This window comes from Sphingobium psychrophilum (assembly GCF_012927105.1).
GTDB classification, from domain to species: domain Bacteria; phylum Pseudomonadota; class Alphaproteobacteria; order Sphingomonadales; family Sphingomonadaceae; genus Sphingobium; species Sphingobium psychrophilum.
Genome location: NZ_JABBFV010000037.1, coordinates 1 through 25033 on the forward strand (window position 1 = coordinate 1; position 25033 = coordinate 25033).

The window sequence follows — 25033 nt, forward strand, 5'->3', positions numbered from 1 at the left end:
GCTGAAATCTCCACGGAGCTTGATCGGAACAGACATCGCAAACCTCCTCCAGTTTGCGATGTTGAATCACGTTATAGCGTCTCGGGAAAGGCCCAACGAGTCAGATCCCACAAGCTTTGGTATTAGCGAGCGACATGAGGCGGCTCTACGACAGGATCTGATGATCGGGGAGCTTAATCATCGCGTTAAAAATTTGTTGGGCGTCGTGGCAGGGATCGCGCACATGACTGCGAAATCCAGTGCTTCCCTCGCCGACTTTGAGCCTGCCTTTTCCGGACGACTGATGGCGCTGGGGAAGGCGCATGAAATTCTGACAGCAGCGACCTGGGAGCGCGCATCGCTGCAGACACTGGTCGACGATTTGCTGGGCACGATGGCAACTGCCGACCCTCCTCGCGCGACAGCGAATGGTCCAAACATCCTGCTGGAGCCCAAGCATGTGCTCAGTGTCAGTATGATCTTGCATGAGCTCATGACCAACGCCCTAAAATACGGTGCCCTGTCTGTCCCGAACGGCCATATTTCCTTAAGCTGGGCAGTAGATCACAAGGGGTTATCGATCGAGTGGTTGGAAACGGGACTGGTGTCGTTGGAGCAGCCGCAACGAAAGGGCTTTGGCACAAAGATGATAGAGCGAACGGTAGCGCACGAACTTAAAGGTACGTCAAAAACGCATTGGCGGCCCGACGGGCTGGCCTTTAGCTTTTCGTTCACGCCGACGACAGGTGGGTAACGATGGATCAATTAGGAACTGCTGCCAGCTATAATTTCGCAAGCGGCCACAATCCGCCATCCATTGGCAACGCGCGTGACGCCCGTCGAATGCTAGGCGTACCGCTCGATGCGCATATCCTTGTGATTGAGGATGATGCGATGATCGCGTGGATGGTCGAGAGTTTGCTTGAGGATTTAGGCTTCAGTGCAATTCGTCTCGTTGCCAGCGGTGAGGACGCCGTCGCCGCTGCGTTGGTCCGCACGCCGGGCCTGATTATATCCGACATTCACCTTGGGTCAGGTATGGATGGCGTGACCGCCGCCGCAACCATCGTGTCTGCTTGTTCGGCTCCGGTGATTTTCATCACTGGCTACAGCATTGCGCAGGCTCGGCCGCGCGTGGAGGCGGCCGTTCAAGGTGCGTCCTTGTTGCGCAAGCCGATCCAGTCCGCCGAACTGGAAACCGCTATCGTTCACGCGTTCTCCGCACACGGAGCGCACTGATCTGAAAGTTTACGTCTTGGCAATCTGGCGGGGCTGACGAGGCCATCCTGATCATTCGCCTGGCGTTCGGAACCCTTCTTCGCGCCATCCGCTTTGCGTATGTTCAACATATGGATGGAGCTGGATCATGTCTAAACCGGAAGACCTCAAAGACCTGTACATCGACGAGCTCAGGGACTTGTGGTCTGCAAATGACCAGATGCTGCGCGTGCTGAAAAAGATCAGCAAGCAGGCGTCAGACGAAAAGCTGCAGCAGATGCTCACGAAATCGCAGGAAGGCATCGCCAGCCATACCGATATCGTTAAGCAGCTGATCGCCAACGCAGGCGAGAAAGTATCGAAGGAGCATTGCAAAGGCATGGAGGGCCTGGTGGCGGAAGCGACCAAGCATGTCCTGGAAGAAGGACCAGATAAGGGTCCAGCACTCGATGCTGTGATCATCACCCAATATCAGCGGATGACGCACTATGGCATCGCGGGCTTTGGGACCGCTGCCTCGTTCGCAGGCACGCTCGGGCTAAAAGACGATCAGAAACAGCTGAAAGCGGCGACCAAGGAAATATACGGCGGGGACGAATATATGACACGGCTTGCCGAAACGACTGTCAACATCGGCGCCAAGGAAGAATAATATATACCTCCCCCGACGCTGTCGTCGGGGGAGGTATTTGGGAGGGCAGCTACACTGCTTCGGCCAGCCTAGATAGCCGCCGCTTTAGCGCGCGACGAAGAGTGACCGCCATTGCGATACAAAATGCCGCGGGCGCGCTCGCCTGCCGAACCCTGCCCGGTGACAGTGACGAGTACGCCGCCGCTCTTCATCTGATCGCCGTAATATGCGGCATCTTCTTCGCTCACCCCGTGCTTCAGCAGCACCTCGTTGAACGTGCCGACGACGGCACCGGCAACTGCACCGATGGCGAGTGCCTCCGGGACGGCTGAGGCCGCGATAGCACCAAGCGCCGCCAATGGCCCAACTCCTGGGATTGCCAGGGCGAGCACACCTAAGCCTGCACCAAGAGCCCCGCCGCCCAAGATGCCGCGAAGAACGTTGGTATGTTCTTCGTCGGTAATTTCGCCATCGACATCGCGGGTTGTCAACGTGCCCCGCTTTTGAGCAATGACGGAAAGCGCGCTGTCGCTTACGCCTGCGTTCCGCAATTCCGAAACGGCTCGCTCAGCTTCTTCCTGCGTGTCGAAAACTGCTGACACCACGGTCGCGTCGTTGGTACCAGATGTAGACGATGGAGATCCTCCGATTGCGGCATTGACGCCACCGCTTTCTCCGGAAATGGCATTAGCCGCTCGATCCAGCGGGCCGCGATTAGGATCGTCATGGCCGTCCAGGGCATTTGCGGCTCGGTCAAGCGGACCACGGTTGGGATCATCATGGCCGAGGCCGCTGCGATTATTGTCGCTCATCTTTTCTCTCTCCATCAGACTTAGGCTTCAACTGCACGGAACGCTAACATTCGTCGTGACCCGCGTAGTGCTATGCAAACTCACAAGCGTAGCGTTTGGTTCACGCCCGCAAATCGGGTGAATCATGAAATTTGCACCTCTCTGCTTTGTGGCACGGTCAAACGGCGGCGGGCATGACTGCAATGCTGCCCTGGTGGACAACGGCGTTCGGCATGGCGACATTTCAGGCATGTGTTAGCGTGGACGACCCTTCAATCAGAACTGATTTCGCGACAGAATGCCTGTTGGGAGTCGAACGAGAGGAGAAGGCGCCTCGAAACCCGCCAGTTGACGGTGGAGATTAGCCGGCACCGCGAAACGAGGCGGCGGGGCATGCAGCTACTCGGCGACCGGCTGTTGTCGTTCAAGGCGGTGGAGGCGATGCGGTCGATCGGGGGAGAGCGCTGGCCTGAAGGTGCATTCAGTATCGCCGGCTGCGTCAGGCGGATAAAGCGGCCGGATCGAAGTGCAATCTGCGGCCCTACCTAAATTTCCATGGAACCATAAAATCGATGGCCGGCTAATATTGTGTCGAATGCAATCAATATTGGCTCCCGCTAGATTCGGTCGGCTCCCGTCCAGACCCCGCTGCTCCCTGCAAGCGGGGCTTTATTTTATTTCGGCTATCCGTGGACAAGCGTTGGCCGATTGCAACGTAGATTAGAAAGGGGGTGGGAGCGCGGATGGCCAACTGCCAATCCTGAGCTACATCAACTCAACGTTTCCGGGTGCCATCCATCTTCTGGAACAAAGACATTTGTGGGATGTGTCAAATCCGTTCTAATCTGAGGAGGAAATAATGGCTGATCCATATCGTGATGAGCGCGTAGCGCCATCAAAGTCAGGCACAAGTGTTTGGGTGTGGGTGGCATTGGCGGCGGTGGTGATCGTCGGCCTTCTCTTTGCCACCGGATTTTGGTCTGCAGACGTAAAGAACGGCGATTTGCCAGAGGTCTCGGTTGACGGTGGAAAACTCCCAGCGGTTGATGTCGATAGTAAAGAGGTTGTGGTCGGGACAGAGAAAAAGGAAATTGATGTTCCTGTCGTTGGCGTAAAAGACAATGGAGAAGAATAACAATCTTGCTTCACGAACAACAGAAAGGCTCTCCTTGATGTCATGGGGGTAATCTGCAACCCCGGGTGAACTGTGTAGCTTCTTCGATGGTTCTTCTCACCTCAGCACTTGGTGCTGGTGATCCGGGTCTATAGTTAGTTTTGGGCGTCGATGCCCCCCATCGGGGGCATCGAAGTTATGGCCCTGGCAGCATATTCTGACGGGGGTAGATAGCCAAGGACTGCGTGGGACGACTGTCATTAGGTTCTTATCGCTAGGCTTCGATCAGATGCCGCGCCTTGGGGTCGTATCGAACCAGTGGTTATTCATACACTCGTCGCGCAGCGATCCATCATGCAGCACCGCTTTATCCTTGGTCAGTTCAGTGACCAGCCTCTTGAAGCGACCATATGTGTGGACCACTTTCACGGTGTCACCTCATGGGTGGAAGCGAACAACAGGGCGCGCATAGCAAAGCGCAGCACGTCGTAGCTATCTAGCCTGGATAAAGAAGCCCGTGAGAACTTCGATCTTAACGATGGATTGTAGGAGCATTCTGCTGGGAAGGCGAGCAAAGCGATGAAGATGCTAATCGTGAACCGGCCCGTATAACGAGGCGACGCCAAGCGGCTGACCACGCCGGCGCGGCTCGTCGAAAGGCGTCTCTGGGATCTGTCTTGGCTCGCAAGTATTAAGCAATCAATATATTGGTTGAATTGCACAATAGACAAAACGTGCCCGGCGTGACAAATTTCGGTAAAGGAGCGCAAACGGACAGGTGTGAGGCGTCTTTATCAGTGGCAGATTGGACCGAGCGCGTCTCCCCCATGCAGCCGGCGCCATCCTTCGTTGAGGAAGAACAACGCCACCGCATTGTAACGATAGCGCAGCGCGCCTACGCTGGAAGCGTCGCGACAATCCAGCTCGCGCCGGGCCAAAGCGAACAGGTCGTAGATCGTCGTCGACGCCGTTTCTGACTGCATCAGGAAATCCCCCAGGCTTAGGCCCAAAGACTTCGTCGACCGGGCAGGCCTAATTCGACTTGAAGGCTAAGCCGATCAGGGATCAATCGCAATGCAGAACGCTGCCGACATGGTGCCATATTCGTATCGTAAGAATTTTGCGTCGGTTCGGTCGATGACCGTATCTGGGCCGTTCGTATCTCTAACCGCTGCTGCGATAGAGCCGGATGAAACGGATGGGCTGTTGGTTCCGCGCATCACATGGAAACTCTGAGTTAAGGGATGTATCGGCACTGCGGTTCAGTCTGGTTAAACGCTCATCGATGCCATGAAGCGAAAAACCGAGGCGCTGAAATTACTATTCAATTCAAAGGAACGACTTGCCTACCAAACGGTTAAGTCGCGACGCGATGTTGGCGTGTGGGTCCGGCGGGAACGTCCTGCTGCAGAGGGGCAGTTAATGGGTTCAGATATCTTGGCGTTATTGGAGGACCCGACGCGTCAGCTCGAAGCTATCGTGAACAATACGACGATGGCAATCTTTGTAATGGACGATCATCAGCACTGCATCTTTGCAAACCGGGCGGCAGAGCGGCTGACTGGCTACAGCTTCAGCGAACTGCAAGGGCAGCCGCTGCACGATGTCATCCACAATAAATATCCTGATGGACGCCATTATCCCCTTGAGGAATGCCCGATCGATCAGGCCTTCCCTGAGCGTGCACAGATGCAGGGGCAAGAGACATTTGTTCATAAGGACGGTAGCTTTTTTCCGGTTGCGTTCACCGCAAGCCCGATCGCCGACGACGCTGGCAATCCTATTGGAACGATCATCGAGGTAAGGCCCATCGCGGAGGAACATGAGCAGCGAGAAACTCTCGCGATGCTCAACCAGACGGGGCAAGCGCTCGCAGCGGAGGTCGATCTCCAGCGCATCGTGCAGATGGTCACTGACGCCGGCGTCTCGCTGACCGGCGCGCAATTCGGAGCGTTCTTCTAAAACGTTGTTGGCGAGGGCAGCGAGAAATATCTGCTCTATACGCTATCGGGTGCGAAGCGTTCGCAGTTCGAGGATTTCGGTATGCCACGCGCGACCGCAGTGTTCGCGCCCACCTTCAAGGGTGAAGGGGTCATTCGGTCCGACGACATTCTAGCCGATGAGCGGTACGGTAAGAATGAGCCGCACCATGGCATGCCCAAAGGGCATTTGCCTGTCCGCAGCTATCTGGCGGTGCCCGTCCAGTCCCGATCGGGTGAGGTGATTGGGGGACTGTTCTTTGGCCACTCTAGCCCAGCTATGTTCAAGAAACATCATGAAGAGCTTATGGTCGGGATAGCAGCGCATGCGGCGATCGGGGTTGATAATGCTCGGCTCTATGATGAGCTCAAACATTTGAACGAATCCTTGGAACGCCGCGTCCAAGAAGCCGTCGCTGAGCGGGTGCAGGCTGAAGAGGCGCTGCGGCAGGCACAGAAGATGGAAGCCGTGGGCCAGTTAACCGGGGGCATCGCGCATGACTTCAATAATCTTCTTGCAGGAATTTCTGGCGGCCTTGAAGTCATCGAGCGAAGGCTGGCACAAGGCCGCCCGGATGGTATCGAGAAGTTCATCACCGGGGCGCAAACCTCAGCGCAACGCGCAGCGGCCCTGACCCAGCGGCTGCTGGCTTTTTCGCGCCGTCAGACGCTTGATCCCAAACCAACGGACGTCAACCGCCTGGTGTTCGGCATGGAAGACCTTATTCGACGGACCGTGGGTCCGCAGATTACCGTAGAAGTGGTTGGTGCGGGTGGCCTGTGGTTGGCAAAGGTCGATGCGGCACAGTTGGAAAGTGCTCCGCTCAACCTGGCGATCAATGCGCGCGACGCTATGCCGGGCGGCGGACGACTAACAATCGAGACCGCGAACAAGTGGCTGGATAACCGTGCGGCGCGCGAGCGTGGGTCCGCGCCTGGATGCCGGGGTCGGGGGCGTCAGGGTCTAGGACGTTGAAATAGGCGGACGATCAGAGCCTCTGACCGTATAGGATCACCCAGGGAGGGCAGGTGGTCCGTCCCCGCCGCCCTTCTTTTCCTGGCGGCTGGTGAGCGGCGTTTCCTTCCGCTATGATCCTTCGACCGCCATGATATCTGATTTCACTTTCATCCATGCCGCCGATATCCATCTGGACAGTCCCTTGTCCGGCCTGGCTGCGCGGGACCCGGCCTTTTCGGACCTGGTCCGCGGCGCGACCCGCAAGGCCTTTGCCAATGTCGTTGATCTTGCCATCGCGCAAGGCGCGGCATTCGTTCTGATTGCGGGCGATCTTTACGATGGTACATGGAAGGATCAGTCGACAGGGCAGTTTGCCGTGGCGCAATTTGCGCGGCTCTCGCGCGCCGGCATTCGCCTGTTCATCGTCTATGGCAATCATGACGCGGAAAGCCGGATCACGCGACATTTGACGATGCCTCAAGGTGTCTACGCCTTTGACACCCGCACATGCGGGTTTGTCACGCTGGAGGATCTTGGCGTCGTCGTCCATGGCCGCAGCTACAGGCAAGCAGCGACGCTTGAAAATATCGCCGCGGAATATACCCCGCCAGTCCCGGGCAAATTCAATATAGCGCTTTTGCACACAGCGCTTGAAGGCCATCCCGGCCACGCCGCTTATGCGCCTTGCACGCTGGATGAATTGCGGGCGTCGGGGCATGATTATTGGGCGCTTGGCCATGTCCATGAGGCCTCGATACGCTCTGAATTTCCACATGTGGTCTTTCCGGGCAACACGCAGGGCCGCCACATTCGGGAAACCGGCGCGAAGGGCGTCATGCTCGTCCGTGTGGAAAATGGCCAGGTCAGGTCTGTCGAGCACAGGCCGACCGACGAAATGCGCTGGGCTCTGGCGCATGTGGACGCCACGAAGGCAAGCGACATGCGCGAACTGCTCACAGGCGTGTCCAATGCCTTGGGGACCGCCATTGCGCGATCGGGCGACAGGCCAACAGCGGTGCGGCTCATGGTCAAGGCAACTGGCGCGCTCAAGGATCGTCTTGTGGCGGATGCGCCGTGGTTCGCCGCCGAGGTGACGGGTCAGGCGTCGGCCGTATCGGACCTCCTGTGGATAGAGAAGATCAAGCTTGTTCCGGCAAGCGATCGGCAGCAGGCCGGTCTGCCGCCTGAACTGGCTGCCCTTCTGGAGCAGGCTTTGTCAGATCCCGACTGCATTTCCAGCGTGGAGGCGGCCGTGGCGCCGCTTCTTTCCAAGCTTCCAGCCGAGACGCTGATTGCGGCCAGTGCAATCGAAGCGGCGCGCGAGGCGATACGTCTGGCGCAGGGCGATATTGCCAGCCTTGAAAAGGAGGGCATAGGCCTGCGCAGTGAGCTGGCATCCCTGTTGCACGCGGGCGTTTTGCCAACGCCGCAAGTGGTGGCGGCCGCGCGCGCCGTCCGGGACGAGCTGATCGACGAGGTCCGCCTGCAGCTTGGCGGCAAGGCCCGGCGCGACGACGCCGACATCGGCGCTGCGCTCCAGGCGGCAACGGGGCAGGCGGACCGCTTGGCCGACGGCCGGGATGCTGACGCTCAGCGGATTGCGCAACATGGGCTGTTGTCCCGGCGTTGCGCAGAGGTTGAAGAACGTATCGCTCTGGCCGCGCGGCGCGCCGATGCCGAGACAGGGCGGCTCGAGGGGCTGCACGCCGACTGGGCCGCGTTGCTGGACCAATTGGGTTTTGCCCGCACCGTCCCACCGGAAGATGTCGACCGCTGGCGCGCCGCGCGCACAGAGGCGCTGTCGATCGCCGACGACCTCGATGCGGCGACGCAATCGCTCGACATTTTTGCCAGCAGCATTGAAGATGCGCGCAAGCAGCTTGACCAACGCCTGGCAGATACAGGTTTTAATGTCACTCCCACAGACAGTCTGAATGATAGCATTGCGGTGGCGCGCCAGCAGATGACGAGGCTCGAGACGCAGGTCCGCGCCTGCGCCCTTGCCACCGAGCAGCGCAGGCGGATCGAAGATGCGCGCCAGAAATCCGAGGTGGCCGAACAGGATCTGACCGCGCGGCAACGGACGTTCGAGGCCGACCGCAAGCGGCTATTGGCGCAAAGTGGATTACCTGCCCAATGGCCCGCTGATGCGGTTGCAGATGCGCTCGATGCTTTTGATGAGCTTGCGCTTGATGACGCGACACGCACGGCGCTGGACCGGCAGATCGATCTTGACCAGCGCCAGCTTGTTGCCTTTGACAATGGCTTTGACGCGTTGCGCATGCTGCTGGGCGAGGCGCCGACGGAACGAAGGTTCGAGAGGTTGCGCGCCTTTCAGGATGATCTGGCGCACGCTGTGCGCGGGCAGGCCATGCTCGCCCGTCTTGAAGATGACAAGAGGGAGGCAGGCAAGGCGCTCAGTGCGCTCGATCATCGCCTGGCAATGGCTGGCCAGGCGATCAGGGACTTGATGGCGCTTGCCGGCGTGGCGGACGAGACGGCGCTTGGCGCAGTTATCGAGGCGAGCCGGCTGGTCCGCGCGCATGATACAGAGTCGTTGCGCCTTGGCGCGGAACTTGAGGACCAGTGCGAAGGGCTCGATCTGGCCGTCGTCACGGACGCGGCTGCGGCGCTTTTGCCTGACGAGGCGGCCGCTGAGCTGGAGGCGATCCGGATCCGGCGCGAGGAGATAGAGGAAGCGCGCGAGCGGATAGGTCGCGATCTGGCTGCGGCCGAGACGGCGATGGAAAGCGCTGCCACCGCCACCGGCGCTGCTGACGCGCAACAGGATGCAGCAGCGATCAACGCGGCCATGGCGGATGCGGCCGAGCGCCATATCGAGGCAGCAAGCGCCGCCGCCTTGTTACGGTGGGTGATCGAGCGTCACCGCGCAACCGCGCAGGCGCCTTTGATGGAGAGAGCAGGGGCGATGTTCGCGCAGGTGACAGCCGGCGCGTTCACCGGCCTTGTGCTTGACTATGACGATGACGACAGGCCGATGATCCGGGGTGTGCGCGGCGACGCTTCGCGCGTTGGCGTCGAGGGCATGTCGGAGGGCACGCGCGATCAGCTTTATCTCGCGCTGCGGCTGGGCGCGATTGCGACGCGCGAGGGGCATCAGACCCTCCCTGTCATCTGTGACGACCTTCTGATCACGGCCGATGATGGCCGGGCGGCAGAAATGCTGCGGGTCCTGGCCGCCGCGTCAACGCATAACCAAGTCATCCTCTTTTCCCATCATGATCATATCGTCGATGTGGCGAAGACGGCGTTGGGGGAGGGCGGCTTCATGTTGCACCGGATCGAACGCGACATTGTGGCCCTGACCTCCTGACTGGCGATCCGGCTGGCTAGGGCGGATCTCATGACAGCGGCCCTGTAATATTATGCGGGATATTGGCGAGGGACAGCATTCTGATGACTTGAACAGCCCGCGGAAGGTTCTGCGTTTCCAATGGGCGCTCTCACACCGCAAAAAACTGCTGCGAAAAGGTTAATTCATGCAGAAATAGCGGAGCAGTGTGGAGCACTGCGCCGCGCTGGACATCATAATCTCGAAGAGACCATCAGTCGGTGTGCAGCAGGCGCAAGGTCTCCAGATCCCGCGCCCCTCCAAACCAATGCTTCAGGATGTTTGCCAGCAGGGGAAAGGGACGCAACGCTTTAAACAGCGTGAGCGACGAGCGCAATTTCATCGCATCGATCGCACCGAAAACGGCCACAGCGTCCGTTCGCTCCAGCAGGTCAAGCGCTTGGGCGCACTCGACATAGCGGCTCCCGAGCAGCGGGCGATCGAGATAATCACGCGCCTCAACGCAACGTTGAAGATCGCGACCTATAATGTGAACGGGATCAACGGGCGCCTGCCTGTCCTGCTAAGATGACTCGGCGAAGCCGCGCCTGACATTATCTGTCTTCAGGAATTGAAGGCGCCGGAGGAAAAATTTCCGGAAGCCGCGATCCGCGACGCGGGCTATGACGCGATATGGCATGGGCAAAGCCAGTGGAACGGCGTTGCGATCTTGAGCCGGGTCGGTGAAATCCATGAGACGCGCCGGGGGGCTTCCAGGCGATCCTGGCTATAGGCAGAGCCGCTACATCGAAGCAGCAGTCTCCGGGGTTCTGGTGGCTTGCCCGTATCTGCCCAACGGCATCCCCGCAGGCCTTTGTCAGCCTTGATCAGGCCTTTCGTTGCCGAACATAGAGAAGCGCGGCGACAATGGCGGCGGATCCAATCCCTACCGCCGCGCCCAGGATTTTCACTGGCCGCGATGGCATGGCATCCTCATCGTCTTCGCGCGAACCGGTCGATGGCGCGTTTGCCTGTATGCTTTCAGCATGCGGCGCTGGATGGGCGGGATAGGGTGCTGTGCTGCCCGGGGGTACTGAAGGCCGATGCGTCATATATTCTCTCCTTGCGTGGCGTAAACGCGCCGCTGGCGGCGCGGTTGCCTTCGCGCCGGATCGCTCAGCGATTGACGCGGTGATTGAGCCGCGCGCCCATAAGAGCGATGATGACAACAAATTCCGTGAAGCGCTCGGTAATTTCGGGGTAATTGAGCGGAAGGGGCTTTAATGTCACCTGTGGCAGCGAGAACAGCGCTGCCCCGGCGCAATGCACAGGATCGGCAGGGGCAGCTGCAGTCTCTTCAGAACCAGCGGCAACCAGACGACCAGCGCCGTCAGCAGGCCGAACCCGGTCAGCATCATTATATAGGGGTCTGGTTGGAGCTAGGTTAGGATAGCAGTCTCCAATCAGACAGACAGAGAAACAAGACCGTCACGAAAGTCGGTTCGAGCTGTCCGTTCAGGCTGCTGTGATGGCCTTTTCAACGTCGGCCAGCGCATGACCGGTCAAGTCCTTTGCAATTTCACCGGCCAGGATTGCGACAAGCGCTTTGTGATAATGTTTACGCAGCTCGCCCAATGTTCTTGGCGCGGCAACGATGATCAGGCTGTCGATCTTCCCGTCTAGCACCTGTTTGTTCAAAAAGGCTGCGGTTCCTGCAGCGAAGCTGTCTTCTTCAAGCTGGCTTTCAGAAGGGTTCGCCGAGCTGCTTTGATGGCGTCCACCTGAGCTTCTATTATCGGTCGAAATCGACGCGCCCGGTAGCGCGATAAGCGTGGGAGCGCTTTCTTCGCCGCTATTATTAAAGAGATTCAGCCGTTCGCCGTCCGCTACAGCGATGGTCGCACCCTTGGGAATTTGCATGATATATCCTTTGAACTGACCCCACGTCACCATGGGTTTGTCGACGCAACCTTTAAGTCACTGCTGTTGATAAGATCTGAAGACTGCACGGGCCGTACCGAGCGGCCCGTGCAGTAAAGACCTCTGGAACGTAGCTGCAGTAGCAATGCCCAACCGCCCGACAAGGGAGTGAGCATTTGATCAGGTAGCTTCGGCTTCGGCCTGCACGTTGATACCAGTCTCGGCCAGTTTGGTCATATATTCGTCGCCGCCATAGATGTTCTTGGTCGCATTACGCAGCGTCTTGTTATCATCCTTAAGTCCCAGCGCCTTGGCATAGGCTGCTGCAGTGCCAAAGCCAGCAATGCCATAATGGGTCATGCGCTGATATTGGGCGATGATGATGACATCGAGTAGCGGGCCCTTTTTCGGTCCCTCTTGGAGGATATGCTTGGTCGCTTCCTCAACCAGGCCTTCCATCCCCTTGCAATGCTCCTTGGACAGCTTTTCGTCCTGGCCTGCGATGAGCGCCTTTAAAAGATCGGTATGGGCTGCAATGCCTTCCTGCGACTTGGTGAGCATGTCTTTGAGACCTTCGTCGCTAGCCTTGGAAACAATCTTCTTGAGGACACGAGCCATCTGATCATTGGCGGACCAGAGATCCTTGAGCTCATCGGTGTAGATTGCTTTAAAGTCTTCGGGCGCCGACATGTGCGTTCCTTCATCGTTGATGGTTAGGGCCGCCCGCGTCCTGAAAAATCTAGTCAGCCAACGGTGATGGCAGTGCAAGAACGCTGCTTGACGCTGTCCGGGCCCGGCGTTCCGCTAATTTTATGCCTTGTGCGTATGATTTTGGCGTCGACGCGATGACAATGTCGTAGACCCGTTGCCTCGGCATAGGATCAGCCGCCGGCCCGGCCCGGCCCGGCCCGGCCCGGCACGCGCTTGCGCAGAGGCTATGGCCCTGCGCCGCGCGCCCACGTGATCGAGCAGCTCAACCAGAGACGCCCACTACCTGCCGGTCAGTAAACTGCGCTGAGGCGATGCGCTAGCTTGAGCACAGTGGCGTTTCCGCCAGCAAGGCGCGAGAGGCGTCAGGCGACGCTTGCAGAGCGGCAGACCGCGCCATTAGCGACGCGATTCAAAGAAGGTCGTTCTGGTGGGTCGCATCGGTCGCACGGGCGCGCGCAGTTCCCGCTCCAGCATCTTCACCATCCAGCTCCGGTGTCGCAGGATGAAGGTGGTAAAGTCCTCTGCGCTGGCGGGATTGAAGACCGGAACGCCCCAGTCGGCCTGAGGCGCAGCATAAGCTGCATCAAATATCCCCTTCTCATCTGCCGGCGGGTCGACATGGCGCCCGAGAAACGCATTGCCTTTAAACCGGATATTTTCTGCCGGCGAGAAACTGGGCGCGATTATGTAGTCGGGTCCGCTACGGCCTGCTTCATGACCGTAGCGAGCGGTGCCTAGGACCACGAACCTGTTTTCTACAAAGCGAACATCATTGGCCCAGCCATCCCATTGGGTAGCAATCACCATCTGTGCGTCGAGACGCATGGGGACATGGACGACATTGTTCTTGATCAGCACGTCCGAGACCGGGCCGGAGAGCTGGAAGATACGGCCTGCGTCGTTACGGCTGACATTGAAGCGGGCGGTGGTGCCGTAATTGCCCAGATTATCCTTCTGATTGCGCTGTGGGGAGCAAATGAGCAGGAAGCCGCCCGCATTATCGTGGCTGTAATTATAGACGAAGCTGGTCCGCCGGGAATTGAAATCGGAATCGAAACCCTGACCATCATAGCGGGTGACGGTGAAGGCGGCTTCATTGAGCTGGATGAGGCTGCGGTCGGTGCTCCATTGCCAGATCGCGGCATTATAGCCTGGCGCGCGGCTGCCTGCGTAGCGCACGATATTATGCTCGATAAGCGCCCCGTCTGTTCCCCGCGGGACGATGCCGTCTCCGCCTACATCCTCGACCAGATTGTCGCGGATCACGACCTTTCCGCTTGGGAACCATCGTGCGATCGTAACCTGGTCGCTGATGCCGGCGATGCCTGACCGGTCGACCCGCCAGACGATGTTGCGCTCGATCTTCAGATCCTCGAACCGCGTCGCCAGTTTGGGGCCAAGCGCCCGAAAAACGATCCCGCCATTATCCTTGCGGTCATTGGTCCCACGCACATCATGCACATACATGTCGGTAATGGCGATGCCGCGCCTGACGCCGCTATCCTGCGCCGAGACCAGCACGCCAAAGCGCGGCCGCACCGGCATGGCGTCATTGGTGACCTCCAGGCCGCGCACGGTTACGAATTCGACGTTGAAAAGAGCAACGCCATAGTCGGCAACGCCCCCCACCTCGATCCGCGGCCTGGGACCGACCCCAGTGACGTCAACTATGATTGGTGCGTTGTTTCGGCCGGACCGGGTGATGACCAGCGGCTCGCGCCAGATCGAACCCGCGACGAGCAGGATCGTGTCCCCTGGCTGAAAGGGGACATCCCTGATCCGTTGCAGCGATCGCCAGGGCGCTGTGGCGGACTGCCCGTCATTTGCGTCATTGCCCAAAGCGGAATTGACATAATAGGTCGCAGCCCAGCTGCTGGCTGAGGCGAGCATCCCGATCGCCGCAAGAGCAATCGCAATGGAGCGCCATAGCACTCCGCATCGGCGCGTCAGGGAGAGGTGTCGATGTACGCCAGCTATCCTCAGCGCGGCGCGAACAAAGGGCAATATCGTCATGGAGCGGCTGATAGCGCGCGCTGCCCGCCATTCAATATGTAAAATATTGTCGCGTCGGGCGAAATAAACCGGTGTGATCGCCAACATGCGCCATGGCAAATTTCTTATCTTGCACCGCCCAGCTACTGACATCATCATCGCGTGATGAACGATAGCGATCTTCAAAGCTGGTTTAGCGGATCAAGGTATCTTCGTCTCTGATGACGCCCATATATGTGGCAAGTATCGCGCCTTTAAAATGCATATGGCCCTCGCTCAGGCGCGGATGCCGGCGTTAACAGCGTCAATATAATCGAGTAAATCGCTGTCGCGCCCGTCCTGGATCGGGTTCATGGCAGTTCGTCCGGCAAAAGCAGGCAATGGCTGCGACCCAAGCCAGCCATAGGCGATGAGCGCCGAGCCGAAGCGGCTTTAAACCCTGTCGAGAATCTCGACCAACTCTTGCAAACGGGTTCGGGTTTTGGGGTTATTCACGTGCCTCCCGCAGCTTAGCGTCATTTCCAGGGCCTACGGCGAGGGCGAGATCTTCGCTGGTGGTCAGCAAAGCCTTGGCGATGCGACGCGGATCAAGCGGTCCTTCACCGGTAAGCGCTTGTTTCATGGTGCCGGATGCCTCGCCACGGAGGTTGGTGCAAATTCTGATGACCTATATGAAGGAACGCCTGCACCGCCTTCACGATTGGCTGCCACTCTGCGCGCTCCGCGTGCGGCCACGGCTTCTCTCGAGAGCCGCTCGCGTTGGCCATTCCAAAATGCCGCGATCGGCGCAGCGCCTGACCCGGCGGCACGGGCAGCGGGAAAGGACTGACCGATCGCGGCAACGAACGCCGCTAGTCGGATTTCGCGGCGTGCGCTTTCATGTCGGTCCAGCGCACATAGTCCTCGATATCTGCACGGCAAGTGCCGGAAGCGATTGGCTGATCGAGCCAGAAGCCAAACCAGCGCAGGTTGCGGCAGTAGAGGTCAAGGCGATGGCGGGGCTGGGCCTTGAGATGATGTTCCTGCGGGAAGATGCGTGCCTCGATCGGGCGACCGGCCTTTTCATAGGCCGCCAGTGTCTCCATCGCGACGATGAACTCGCTGTCGGCCAATTGCATGAGGAGCGGCGCCATCAGCGACGAAGGATTGTGGGCCAGCGCCAGCGGCTGCCACTTTTGCGACCCTGGCCCAAAAACGGGAGGATAACCCCATGCCGTGCGTTCGCGGGCAAGGCCACTGCCGCCATAGATCATCATTGCGGTCGGATCGACACAACAGGAGCCGATCGAGGCGGCCCTGAAGAGACCCGGACTGTTGATGAGCCCGAACTGGACCGTGGTTGATCCGTCGCTGACTCCCGAGATCCCGATGCGTTGTGCGTCAATATCGCCACGCGCCAGGACCAGGTCGAGGCCCGCCATAAGCGACGAATGGATGTTGCGCCGATCTGCCCAATCCTCGTTGAGACGTGGCAGGATAGAGGCAAGCGTGCCGTCATTGCCCTCGACGGCGAAAAGGGGGGAGGGCTTGTGAAAGCTCAGCACTGCAAAGCCGTTCTGAACAAATGCGGGAATGGGATATTCATCGCCCGTGCCGCCGCGCAGGAAACCACGGCTTACATATTGCACGACCACGAGCGGCAGCTTGCGTCCGGGCACTGGCCGAGCCGGCAAAATGAGATCGCCAAAGCTCTCCTGGCCATGCGCATTGCGCCATCGCAAGCGTTCGACATGCGGCTGCGCCAACGCCAGATAGTCTGCATTTGGATCGAACAGTTCCTCCACATGGGCCCCATGCCGTAATTCAATAGTCACCAGATGGCGTGGTCGCAGTGCCTGTTCGCGGGCGCATAGCAGCCGGGCACCAAGGCTTTCGCAACCAAGCAGGAGATCATCGGTCAGAAGAAGCCGGCGCGGGGCCTGCCCGGCTTTCCAGAGATAAAGACCATATTGGCTTGCCCCCCAGCCATCCCGCTTGAGATAGATAAATTCGCCGGGTCGGTCGCTTTCCCAGGCGCCTTCAATATCGGCGAACAGCGAACCGCGGCAGGCAGGGTCGTCACATGGCAGCTTGCGACCGTCCGGGCGCGTCGCGACCATGTAGGTGGGGCTGGAATAGGAGCCTGGTACGGCCTGCGTCTTTGCAAGCGTCCAACCTGACGGCATCAATTGCGGTGCGCCAGAAGCGGCGCGTTCATTCGCGCGCGCTGCATCGAGGCAGGCCCGATCATTGGCTGTTACCAGTTCGGTGAAAGCGCCGTCCCCTGTTATATGGTGCAGCTCTTGAGGCAGTGGCGCACGAATAGCCGGCGTCGTTCCGGCATAGGGTAATATCCGATCATCGACCAGATAGCCCTTGTCGCCCTCTTGCCTAATTGCAGCGCGCGCGGCCAGGCGGGCAGGGCGATCACGATAGACAAAGCCGGTCCCTGCAGCGTCCCAGGCAAATTGCTCCACGCCCACAGGCGAATGGCTTAGCTGGCGGCTGTTGCCGTCCGCCAGGGTCACTTCGGCAATCTGCGCCAAGCCGTCCGCCTTGCGAAGATAGGCGACGCGCTTGCCGTCGGGCGACCATGAAGGGAGGAGGGGCCGGGGCAGTCCATATTCGACCTCCATGCCGCGCATGGTGACCGCCTCCATCAGTAGATCATCACCTTGATCCAGGATGCGGGGAGGCGCGGCGCCGCCAAGGTCGAGGACCATGAGCGCAACGCAGTAGCAATTGGTCGAAGGATCGGCACGGTGCATCAGGAAGGCGGCGCGGCTCTTGTCGGGAGACAAGGCGATCAGCCGCTGCCCGGGGCCCAGATGCATATAGCCGATGTCACGCCGCCGAAGCAGATCGACAGGGTCGACCGGCCGTGACTCGGTGCCAGCCGTGGTCATGGACATCATGCCCTCGCAGGCGCGAGGCGCAGGACTGGCGGCAGCCGCTGTCGACAAAGCGGCCGTGGCGCAAGCGAGCGCCAGGAAGAGGAATAGTCTGGGCATTACCAGCTCTTGGTAAGGCTAAGGCTGACGAACCGTCCGACTGCTGAATAGTTTGTCGAGTCATAGGGCGCATCGAAGACATAGTTGGTCCAGATGAGCGGCGGCTTCTTGTTGAACATGTTCTGGACGCCAAGGACGACATCCGTGCCCTGGAACGGACCATGTTCCGCCCGCGGCGTGTAGCGCAGGCTCATGTCGAAACTGAGGGTGGCGCTGATTTTGGCTGCGGACGCCCGCCTTGCATCGCGCAACGCGCCCGTGTGATTAGCAAAAAGGGATGCACCCAGCGCGTCCCTCGTCCAGCTGACACCGGCACGGCCACGAAATTTTGGCGGGTTGAACAGGGTGCCGGCCAGTTGCGTGACCGGTTGCGCCGGCGCGGTCACCTGCTTGCTTCGGAGATAACTTGCCTCGCCGGTCAGAACGAAGGCGCCCGCGTCGACCGTGTCGAAAGCATAGCGGGTCGAGAGATCGACACCCTTGAGCGACTGACGCGCGACATTGATATTGCCATTGTTGACGATGGCGACGATCCGGTCGGGATCGAAGACGCCGCCCGCGACATTCTGAAAAACATCGGCGTTAGCGAGGGCAGCCTCGATGTCGGAAGCGCTGGGAGAGACACTGACGAAGTCTGCATAAAGCGGATTGCTCAGCGACTGCGAGGCATATTGGATCGGACGTACGATCCGGTCGCGATAGCGGACGTTGAAATAGCTCACCTCCAGGCGGAAGCCTTCAAGCGCGACCGGGTGGAGATCAAATGTTGCCGACCAGCTATTCGCGCGTTCGGGCTTCAGGTCCCGATTGCCGCCTGAAACCAGCATGGCGGTGGAACCGGCCGGAAAGCCGCTGCCGCCCAGGGTCGCGACATTATAGATGTTCACGAACACCTGGTTGAATTGCTGGTACAGCGTGGGCGCACGGAACGACTTGCCCCAGCTCGCTTTAATGTCGAGGTCCGCAACCGGCGCATAGATGAGGCCGAGCTTGGGGGTTACGACCTTGTCGACGCCTGGATAATCTTCATAGCGCAGCGCTCCGGTGAGATCGAGCCTGCGGATGCCGCCGATCTGCAGATCAGGGCCAACTAGCGGCAGGCTGACCTCGCCATAGGCGAAATAGGCGTCCTGCGAGGCGCGGATATCCTGCGATCCGTCGGTGCGATAGCCATGGAATTTATTGATGCGGTAGCCGCCACCAATTGCCAGCTTTGCGGCCCCGCCTGGTAGGTCGAACAGGTTGCCGTCCGCGCCGAGCTCAATCGACCGTGCCTTGTTGCAGTAGCAGCCGATCTGCTGGAGGAGCGATACGCCATTATATAATGTGTTGAAGGCGTAGCGCGAACGGTCAAAGCCGATCATGCCAGACAGATCGACTTGCCAGTTGCCTGGGAGCGCCCAGGTCAGGCTCGGCGCGAGGACGAAGGATCGGCTCGTAAAGGCCGCCTTGGACCCATAGGCCTCGACATCGCCGCGCTCGTTAAACGCATATTGGGTGTCGCTGCTACGCCAGTTGTAGAGTGCGTCCATCGCGAATGAGAGGTGATCAGAGAGGGCCTGATGTGCGCTTGCCAGCAGGCTGTAGCGTTTGATGAAGGGCGAGAGATAGAGACCCGGCGCGCGGTCCTCACTGTAGCTGCGCTGGGCTGCGATGATTGGGGTCGTACGCCCGAATTCACCTGCGATGGTGAGGCCGCCATCGCCCCAGCGCTGGCCTGCGAGCAGGCCATATTGCTGCTGCACATTACCGCCATCGGTCGAGCCGCCAAGCCGCGCGCTGGCCTTCAGCCCGTCATAATCGCGCCGCAGGAGGATGTTGGCGACACCGGCAACCGCGTCCGAACCATAAAGCGCCGACGACCCGTCGGCGACCACCTCGATCCGGTCGATCGCCTCGAAGGGGATCGAGGAAATGTCGATGGCCTGGAAGGCGAAATTATAGGCGAGGCGGTGCCCGTTGAGGAGGGTGAGCGTTGCGTCCGATCCGAGCCCGCGCAAATTGATCGAGGAGGCAGCGCCATAGCCCACGCCCGTGCCCTCGGGCACGTTGAAGCCGACGCCGGGATTCTGGCCACCGCTGAAATTTTGGGGGATCGTCTGGACTGCTTCAGCAAGGGTGCCGAGTCCCGCCGCCGTCATGCTGTCCCGGCTCATGGAGGTTGTCTTGGATGCTGTTGCTGCCCCGCGGATACGCGATCCGGTAACGACGATATTGTCGCCCGCCGTCGCTATCGCGGCGCGCGACGGCTCTTCTCGCCCCCGGACAAAGAGGGTCCCCCCGTTGATCTCCAGCGTGAGGCCCGTGCCTTCCAGGAGCCGGGTGACCGCTTCCTCCAGCACGTAGTCGCCCTTGAGCGGCGCGGCCTGCTTGCCGCGTAAAATGCTGGTATCGGCAATCAGTTGGAAGCCGGCGTCGCGCGCGACGGACCGCAGTGCATAGCGTAGATCCTGGGCGGGGAGATCATAGGATCGCTTCTCGCTGTCCTGCGCCGTCACGCATGGACTGAGCGCCAGCAGCGCCACTGCCGTCCCGATCAAAAGGCCAGATCTGGTCAAATTCATCCCGCTTCCCCTGTCATTGCGCAGGCCCCCGATTTGGGTGGCTTGCTCGACGTGACGGGAAGCGGCGTTTTTGAAGCTGGCCGCTAAAGAAAATTATTTGATGATGATTAGCTGTCCTGGCCGGGAGCGATCGATCCGGGCGCCCAGGAAGGTCGAAACAGCGCTCGCGACGTTCTCAGCATCGCGAATGCGGATGTCACCGAAGATCTGTCGCTCGCCCATGGCCGGGTCGGCAACAATGATCTGGACCGGGCTGTAACTGTTGGCTTCGGCGATTACATCGCGGATCGCTACATCGTCAAAACTCTTCACACCACTGGTCCATTGTCCGTCCGAGGGAAGGGCAGAGATGACAGAGGGGACGGTACGCTGTCCAGCTGAGAAGGTCAGCATCTCGCCAGTCTGCAGCCGGACCAGCCGCGAGGGTTGCGCGTTTTCGCGCCAACCGGGAAGGCGTAGATCGAGACTGCCTTTGAGCAGATTTACAGCGACCCGATTGCGATAGGAGACATCGAAGACACCCCCGGCAGCAAGGACTTGGCTATCGGCGACCTGAACAACAAACGGCCGGTCATTCGGGGCGACCGAGAAACGAACCCGACCGCGCTCCAATTTGAGCAAACGCTCGCTGCCGGACAAACGGACATGAACCTGCGTATCGGTGTCGAGCGTCAGGACGGAGCCATCGGCGAGCCTTTCCTCACGCACTTCGCCCAGGCGGGTCGCCAGAGTCGTACCGGACACTGCCGGGGAGCCAGCACCATAGAGACCTGGCATCCAAAAATAGGTTGCCGCTCCGCAGGCCAGGGCGAGCAAGAGAGCCGCTGCCGCAACAGCAAAATAGGCCTGCCTGCGCCGGGGCGTGACGGCCGCGAGCGGATCCAAAGCTGGAGCGGACATAGCCTGTCCTGCATTCTCGACGCTGCCAAGAAGTCGATCGTAGAGCGCGCGACGCCCGGGTTTCTCTAGCATCCAGCGGGCAAGGCCGGGACGGTGCCGCTCTGGATCGTCCAGCATGCGGACGACCCATTTCTCCACTTCGCGCCGGTCGCGCGGCGTGATGTCATCCATGTTCGGCGTCCTGATTGGCTGCAATATGCCGTAAGGCCTTGAGCATATGTTTCTGCACGACCCATAAGGGAAGCCCTTTGTCGGACGCTATCTCCCGATAGCTATATCCCTCGATGCGATTGAGCGAAAAGACTTCCAAGGTCTGGGCCGGCAGCTGACCAAGGATCGCGCGCCATCGTGAAAGGTCCTGCCGGGCCGTCAGCTCACGCAGGGGATCGATATCGTCAATAGCGGCCACTTGCTCATCGATAGGCACGGAGCGCAGCGCGAGCTTGGTCGAACTATGGTCAGCCCTGTCTTTGAGCATATTGGTGGCGATGCGGGTCAGATAGGCCTCCGGCGTAACGATCGTCTCATGGGGCGCGGCTTTGAAAAAAACGCGCAAGCGTCTCCTGTGCCAGGTCGTCTGCATCGGTGCGGTTGCCAAGCTTACGCATGAAGAAACGCATGAGGCGCGGCTTCTCCTTGCGATAGAGATCGGCAAAGCGCGACATACCCTCGTCACGCGGCACGACCCGCCCGACAGGCAACGGAACAGTTTTACGACCGGACGTCATGGGCACTGAAGGGCTGTTGGTACAGCCGCTCGCACCGAACCAGTCCGCCTGGTCATGCGCATTATTAATATGGCAAAGCATCGCGCCTGCCACTCAGGGCTCTGGCTCATCGTCGCACCTATGTCCTCTCGGGGCGACGGCCAAAGCCGGATGTTAGTAACCTGTTCACCACAGGCGCATGCGCCTTTACCGTTGCCGACTGGACATGCGCGCATGCCACCCGGCCCCAGTGAAACTGTGACCGAGCTCATGGTGAAGGGGTTACTAAGCCCCACTTCCGCACTTTCTACGGAAGCTGGACTAATGTGCGCGAAGGCGTGGACGATGCAAGCCTAAAATGAGCCACTTTGAGCAGCATTTTGTGGCATGCCAGATCGGCGTTGGACGGCACGACCAGAAGCGGCGCGATCGCTTGGTGGCAAAATTAGCCTCAAACGGCCGGGCCGTTTTGCGGCAAGAACTGGGACTTACTGGAAAGTCTGCTTTAGAATCACAAACTGAGCAAAGCAGACGCTCGCAACGGAAATATCGCTGCCCATTGGGATGGGTTGCCGAAGGGCACCGAGATTATCCGGAACGAAGTCTAGTTGCCAAGTGCCTGAAGGAATGAAGGCAAGCCGATCGCGAGTTCGACCTTTTTTCCCGCAAATGATATGCTTAGCCGCCTTATGCTCGCTCGTTCGCAGCAGCGGGAGATCATGCACAAGTGCAGATCGCAGCCGGTGCATTGGTGCTGACGGGTGCTGCTAGGCCTATTCTTCGCCTCTGTCTTTTTCGGACTGTCGGCGTTCGTCGGCACCGGTCTGATATTCGCAGGCGTGACAGGCTGATCCGGAATGGCGAACCTGTTGGGCGTCATGCCATGGAATGGGCGCGCGGTCGCCTGAGGCGACCATGGACACCTCCACTCTTTTGCGGCGCTCCCTGAAGGCGTAGTGATCAGCCTGATGCTCGGTTGATTTCATGTCGCCCCTCCTCTGCCAGTTTTTGCTGCACAATGATCTTTCGTCATTTACTTCCACCATATGAAGAAGGTGCCGTTGTCGTTACATACCCGTCGCACTGTTTGCATCCCCCATACCGCTAGCGACACGGCGCCGTCGACGGCGAGGCCAGCGCAGATATAGGAGTACCGAACCAGCGATCGCGAGCACCAATCCTCCGACGGCAAATCCCATTAACCAGGGCGTGTTGAAGTCTTCGTGATTCTTCCAATCCATGATGTGAATTCCCCAGAAAAAATCATAAAGTCGCCAGGTTCCCGTGCGAACAGCAGCAATGCGGCCTGTATTCGGGTCGATGTAAATTCGGGTTGCTTCATCATCCTCGAATGCTATGCGCCATGCCGGCAGCGTCCCCCGGTATTCCGTAGAATTGCGCGTCACAGCCTCGGTGCGAACCGCAACGGCTGGTAATATCCACCATTCGAAGGCTGCCATCTGCATAGCCGATCGTCACTACGGCGCGATCGAGCACCATCGCGATAGATAGCGTTACGACCGGACGGTGCTCGTCTCGGAGTGGTGGCAAGAACTGGATCGCCGACATAGGGAGTGGTGCAGCGGCATTCTTCGCGACCATATGGTCGCCCCGGACTCGCTCGATCGGCAAGATACTCATGACCAAGCCGCTGGCACACCAGATCAGTAGCTGAGCACCGATGACGAGCGCGAGCCATCGATGGAGCCGACTGGCGGCGACATGGATTCGAAGACGACGGCTTTTCAAAACCCTCTCCTAGAGCCGTGAAGGATGCTCGTGCGGCGCACCTGTTGGCCATAGGCGCGCGCATAGCGGGCAGCGTCGCAAACCTTTCGGTTATATGGCACGACCATATACGGCGGGGACTCCCGCTTGATCCCATGTCGAAGCCGCAGCCCACACTCGGCGTTCGAATGATCGGCGTCGATCCGGTTCGCGGCCAGACACGTGCCACCAAGCGCACGGCCGCCTGGGAGCGACGGTCTAACGAATTTTGACATATGCATTGCCGGTAACCCCCGAATTTAAAACTGCGATCAGGGATACGCCACCAAACAATACTTGTTTCCCTATCGCAACGAGTATCCGCTGACCTGCTTCAGTCACTCTTTGAAGGTATCGTATCGAAAATAATCGTAAGCTTTCTAACCTGGATTAACTTGGAAAAACCATAGACTTAATGGGATCTAAACCTTGATCCGCCATGGATGCATCTTGTGGAGGGCATCATGGGTTTCTTAATGCGTCTGCGTGACAACGAAGCGGGCAATGTTCTCGTGATGGTCGCTGCTGGCTTCATTCCCCTCCTGGGCTTCATCGGCGGGGGCGTCGATATGGCGCGCATATATCTGGTTAAAACGCGGCTTCAGCACGCCTGCGACGCAGCAGCGCTGGCGGGTCGCAAACAGATGGCTGGCGGTGCCTGGAACGCCAACGGCGAGAAGGCCCGCACCACGGCCGAAGGCATCTTCAACATCAACTACGTGCCTGGCTCCTATGGGTCGAATACCCTTTCCAAAAGCTTCATCGAAAGTCAGGGCAAGGTGACGGGCACAGCTTCGGTCACCTTGCCCATGACGATCATGGTCATATTTGGTCAGTCCGCCAAAACGATTGCGGTCACATGCGACGCAGAAATGCGCATACCCAACACGGACGTCATGTTCGTTCTCGACACAACAGGGTCGATGGCATCGATCAATACTGGCGACAGCGACACCAAAATCAATGGCCTGAAGAAGGCGGTCAAATGTTTCTATGAAGCTTTGGCGAAGGTCGACACCTCAGCGGATTGCGGCTCTAGCCCGACCGGCACCCGAAACAATGATGTGCAGCTGCGCTTCGGCTTCGTCCCCTATTCTTCCAATGTCAATGTCGGGCGCCTGCTGCGTAACGACTGGATGGTGGATAGCGCGCTCTATCAGTCGCGCAAAGCCAAGATGGCGGGAGGGGTCGATGTAGACGGCTATAAAGAGGGCAAGGCTGACGTCGTCTCCACCGAACAAGTCCCTTACAACATGAACTGGAACGCCTGGGAAAATTTCGGAAACGCCAGTGGCGCGAGTTGCACGGGGAAAATACCGGCGGATTCGATCGAAATGACCGGTAACGAAAGCGCCCCTTACAATGAAAGTGTAAGCGGCAACGGCGCTAGCCGGGTGGTTATACCAAGCTGCATTGATTACGACCCACGTGCCCATTTGCGGCGTCCGATAGTCATGATGCGCCACGGCTGATCGATCAGTCTATTCCAGGCGTCGCAGCATAGGTCGATGATGTTGTCG

At 59.2% G+C, this 25033-nt stretch carries 22 protein-coding genes and 2 pseudogenes; 9 read left to right on the top strand and 15 right to left on the bottom strand.

Features of this window, described 5'->3' with window-relative positions; genetic code table 11:
• The 3 genes from HHL08_RS23950 to HHL08_RS23960 all read left to right on the top strand — a co-directional run.
• The coding region (locus tag HHL08_RS23950; protein ID WP_206378069.1) for a sensor histidine kinase at positions 1-733 on the top strand (733 nt) is incomplete at its 5' end.
• Positions 734-735: 2 nt separating this feature from the next.
• Complete coding sequence (locus tag HHL08_RS23955; protein ID WP_169575416.1) at positions 736-1218, top strand: response regulator; 483 nt, start codon at positions 736-738, stop codon at positions 1216-1218.
• Positions 1219-1345: 127 nt separating this feature from the next.
• A complete protein-coding gene (locus HHL08_RS23960; RefSeq protein WP_169575417.1) occupies positions 1346-1849 on the top strand; it encodes a YciE/YciF ferroxidase family protein in 504 nt (167 codons plus the stop codon).
• Positions 1850-1917: 68 nt separating this feature from the next.
• On the opposite strand, the gene HHL08_RS23965 is transcribed toward HHL08_RS23960, so the two are convergent.
• Entirely contained in the window at positions 1918-2640 is a 723-nt protein-coding gene (locus HHL08_RS23965; protein WP_169575418.1) for a hypothetical protein, read from the bottom strand.
• Between the two features lie 838 nt (positions 2641-3478).
• On the opposite strand from HHL08_RS23965, the gene HHL08_RS23970 reads away from it, so the two are divergent.
• On the top strand, positions 3479-3754 hold the full coding sequence (locus HHL08_RS23970) for a hypothetical protein (RefSeq protein WP_069063970.1): 276 nt from the start codon (positions 3479-3481) through the stop codon (positions 3752-3754).
• Positions 3755-4527: 773 nt separating this feature from the next.
• Here the strand turns inward: HHL08_RS23970 and HHL08_RS23975 are convergent.
• A complete protein-coding gene (locus HHL08_RS23975) occupies positions 4528-4716 on the bottom strand; it encodes a hypothetical protein (RefSeq protein WP_169575419.1) in 189 nt (62 codons plus the stop codon).
• A gap of 307 nt (positions 4717-5023) precedes the next feature.
• Here HHL08_RS23975 and HHL08_RS26340 point away from each other — a divergent pair, with 307 nt between their 5' ends.
• From HHL08_RS26340 to HHL08_RS25410, 3 genes are all read left to right on the top strand, one after another.
• Positions 5024-5695, top strand: a complete 672-nt coding sequence (locus HHL08_RS26340) for a PAS domain-containing protein (protein ID WP_169575420.1) — start codon at positions 5024-5026, stop codon at positions 5693-5695.
• Between the two features lie 81 nt (positions 5696-5776).
• Positions 5777-6688 (top strand): GAF domain-containing protein, encoded by a 912-nt coding sequence (locus HHL08_RS26345; RefSeq protein ID WP_206378070.1) that lies wholly within the window; start codon positions 5777-5779, stop codon positions 6686-6688.
• 130 nt (positions 6689-6818) lie between these two features.
• Positions 6819-10004, top strand: coding sequence for a metallophosphoesterase (locus tag HHL08_RS25410; protein ID WP_206378071.1), 3186 nt, complete (start codon positions 6819-6821; stop codon positions 10002-10004).
• A gap of 232 nt (positions 10005-10236) precedes the next feature.
• Here the strand turns inward: HHL08_RS25410 and HHL08_RS23995 are convergent, their stop codons facing one another.
• The gene (locus HHL08_RS23995) at positions 10237-10512 is read right to left on the bottom strand and encodes a DUF1810 family protein (protein ID WP_169575433.1); all 276 of its coding nucleotides are present in this window, start codon (positions 10510-10512) and stop codon (positions 10237-10239) included.
• On the opposite strand from HHL08_RS23995, the pseudogene HHL08_RS25820 reads away from it, so the two are divergent.
• Positions 10492-10828: pseudogene (locus HHL08_RS25820) on the top strand (endonuclease/exonuclease/phosphatase family protein); the annotation flags it as partial. The gene HHL08_RS23995 and the pseudogene HHL08_RS25820 overlap by 21 nt on opposite strands.
• Before the next feature lie 649 nt (positions 10829-11477).
• On the opposite strand, the gene HHL08_RS24010 reads toward HHL08_RS25820, so the two are convergent.
• From HHL08_RS24010 to HHL08_RS26350, 12 genes are all read right to left on the bottom strand, one after another.
• Positions 11478-11882 (bottom strand): host attachment family protein, encoded by a 405-nt coding sequence (locus HHL08_RS24010; RefSeq protein WP_169575421.1) that lies wholly within the window; start codon positions 11880-11882, stop codon positions 11478-11480.
• Between the two features lie 180 nt (positions 11883-12062).
• A complete protein-coding gene (locus tag HHL08_RS24015) occupies positions 12063-12572 on the bottom strand; it encodes a YciE/YciF ferroxidase family protein (RefSeq protein WP_169575422.1) in 510 nt (169 codons plus the stop codon).
• A 417-nt stretch (positions 12573-12989) separates the two neighbouring features.
• Positions 12990-14483: a right-handed parallel beta-helix repeat-containing protein gene (locus HHL08_RS24020; RefSeq protein ID WP_206378073.1), complete on the bottom strand. Its 1494-nt coding sequence runs from the start codon at positions 14481-14483 to the stop codon at positions 12990-12992.
• Positions 14484-15072: 589 nt separating this feature from the next.
• Entirely contained in the window at positions 15073-15207 is a 135-nt protein-coding gene (locus HHL08_RS26050; RefSeq protein ID WP_268932757.1) for a hypothetical protein, read from the bottom strand.
• Positions 15208-15436: 229 nt separating this feature from the next.
• Complete coding sequence (locus HHL08_RS24030; RefSeq protein WP_169575424.1) at positions 15437-17470, bottom strand: Atxe2 family lasso peptide isopeptidase; 2034 nt, start codon at positions 17468-17470, stop codon at positions 15437-15439.
• A gap of 104 nt (positions 17471-17574) precedes the next feature.
• The gene (locus tag HHL08_RS24035) at positions 17575-20139 is read right to left on the bottom strand and encodes a TonB-dependent receptor domain-containing protein (protein WP_169575425.1); all 2565 of its coding nucleotides are present in this window, start codon (positions 20137-20139) and stop codon (positions 17575-17577) included.
• Between the two features lie 93 nt (positions 20140-20232).
• Positions 20233-21210: a FecR family protein gene (locus HHL08_RS24040; RefSeq protein WP_169575426.1), complete on the bottom strand. Its 978-nt coding sequence runs from the start codon at positions 21208-21210 to the stop codon at positions 20233-20235.
• Positions 21203-21595 carry an RNA polymerase sigma factor gene (locus HHL08_RS24045; RefSeq protein ID WP_169575427.1) on the bottom strand — a complete coding sequence of 131 codons (393 nt, stop codon included), beginning with the start codon at positions 21593-21595 and terminating at the stop codon, positions 21203-21205. The genes HHL08_RS24040 and HHL08_RS24045 overlap by 8 nt, the downstream gene beginning before the upstream one ends.
• Positions 21564-21860, bottom strand: coding sequence for an RNA polymerase sigma factor (locus HHL08_RS26225; RefSeq protein ID WP_169575428.1), 297 nt, complete (start codon positions 21858-21860; stop codon positions 21564-21566). Before HHL08_RS26225 ends, HHL08_RS24045 begins: the two co-directional genes overlap by 32 nt.
• A 659-nt stretch (positions 21861-22519) precedes the next feature.
• Positions 22520-22732, bottom strand: a complete 213-nt coding sequence (locus HHL08_RS24055; protein ID WP_169575429.1) for a hypothetical protein — start codon at positions 22730-22732, stop codon at positions 22520-22522.
• Positions 22733-22813: 81 nt separating this feature from the next.
• Complete coding sequence (locus HHL08_RS25830; protein WP_235955282.1) at positions 22814-23206, bottom strand: hypothetical protein; 393 nt, start codon at positions 23204-23206, stop codon at positions 22814-22816.
• 285 nt (positions 23207-23491) lie between these two features.
• Positions 23492-23755: a copper resistance protein B gene (locus HHL08_RS26350; RefSeq protein WP_408021804.1), complete on the bottom strand. Its 264-nt coding sequence runs from the start codon at positions 23753-23755 to the stop codon at positions 23492-23494.
• A gap of 234 nt (positions 23756-23989) precedes the next feature.
• On the opposite strand from HHL08_RS26350, the pseudogene HHL08_RS26055 reads away from it, so the two are divergent.
• Positions 23990-24136 (top strand): annotated as a pseudogene (locus HHL08_RS26055) (TadE/TadG family type IV pilus assembly protein); the annotation flags it as partial.
• Positions 24137-25033 lie beyond the last annotated feature (897 nt).

What these genes read in the sequence shown, in the direction of transcription:
- HHL08_RS24035 (WP_169575425.1), bottom strand. Translation starts at nt 20,139, where the DNA reads ATGAATTTGACCAGATCTGGCCTTTTGATCGGGACGGCAGTGGCGCTG.
- HHL08_RS25410 (WP_206378071.1), top strand. Translation starts at nt 6,819, where the DNA reads ATGATATCTGATTTCACTTTCATCCATGCCGCCGATATCCATCTGGAC.
- HHL08_RS26350 (WP_408021804.1), bottom strand. Translation starts at nt 23,755, where the DNA reads ATGCATATGTCAAAATTCGTTAGACCGTCGCTCCCAGGCGGCCGTGCG.
- HHL08_RS24055 (WP_169575429.1), bottom strand. Translation starts at nt 22,732, where the DNA reads ATGAAATCAACCGAGCATCAGGCTGATCACTACGCCTTCAGGGAGCGC.
- HHL08_RS26050 (WP_268932757.1), bottom strand. Translation starts at nt 15,207, where the DNA reads ATGAAACAAGCGCTTACCGGTGAAGGACCGCTTGATCCGCGTCGCATC.
- HHL08_RS24015 (WP_169575422.1), bottom strand. Translation starts at nt 12,572, where the DNA reads ATGTCGGCGCCCGAAGACTTTAAAGCAATCTACACCGATGAGCTCAAG.
- HHL08_RS24020 (WP_206378073.1), bottom strand. Translation starts at nt 14,483, where the DNA reads ATGCTCGCCTCAGCCAGCAGCTGGGCTGCGACCTATTATGTCAATTCC.
- HHL08_RS24040 (WP_169575426.1), bottom strand. Translation starts at nt 21,210, where the DNA reads ATGGATGACATCACGCCGCGCGACCGGCGCGAAGTGGAGAAATGGGTC.
- HHL08_RS23960 (WP_169575417.1), top strand. Translation starts at nt 1,346, where the DNA reads ATGTCTAAACCGGAAGACCTCAAAGACCTGTACATCGACGAGCTCAGG.
- HHL08_RS24030 (WP_169575424.1), bottom strand. Translation starts at nt 17,470, where the DNA reads ATGACCACGGCTGGCACCGAGTCACGGCCGGTCGACCCTGTCGATCTG.
- HHL08_RS23955 (WP_169575416.1), top strand. Translation starts at nt 736, where the DNA reads ATGGATCAATTAGGAACTGCTGCCAGCTATAATTTCGCAAGCGGCCAC.
- HHL08_RS26340 (WP_169575420.1), top strand. Translation starts at nt 5,024, where the DNA reads ATGAAGCGAAAAACCGAGGCGCTGAAATTACTATTCAATTCAAAGGAA.
- HHL08_RS24010 (WP_169575421.1), bottom strand. Translation starts at nt 11,882, where the DNA reads ATGCAAATTCCCAAGGGTGCGACCATCGCTGTAGCGGACGGCGAACGG.
- HHL08_RS23970 (WP_069063970.1), top strand. Translation starts at nt 3,479, where the DNA reads ATGGCTGATCCATATCGTGATGAGCGCGTAGCGCCATCAAAGTCAGGC.
- HHL08_RS25830 (WP_235955282.1), bottom strand. Translation starts at nt 23,206, where the DNA reads ATGGCAGCCTTCGAATGGTGGATATTACCAGCCGTTGCGGTTCGCACC.
- HHL08_RS26345 (WP_206378070.1), top strand. Translation starts at nt 5,777, where the DNA reads ATGCCACGCGCGACCGCAGTGTTCGCGCCCACCTTCAAGGGTGAAGGG.
- HHL08_RS23965 (WP_169575418.1), bottom strand. Translation starts at nt 2,640, where the DNA reads ATGAGCGACAATAATCGCAGCGGCCTCGGCCATGATGATCCCAACCGT.
- HHL08_RS23975 (WP_169575419.1), bottom strand. Translation starts at nt 4,716, where the DNA reads ATGCAGTCAGAAACGGCGTCGACGACGATCTACGACCTGTTCGCTTTG.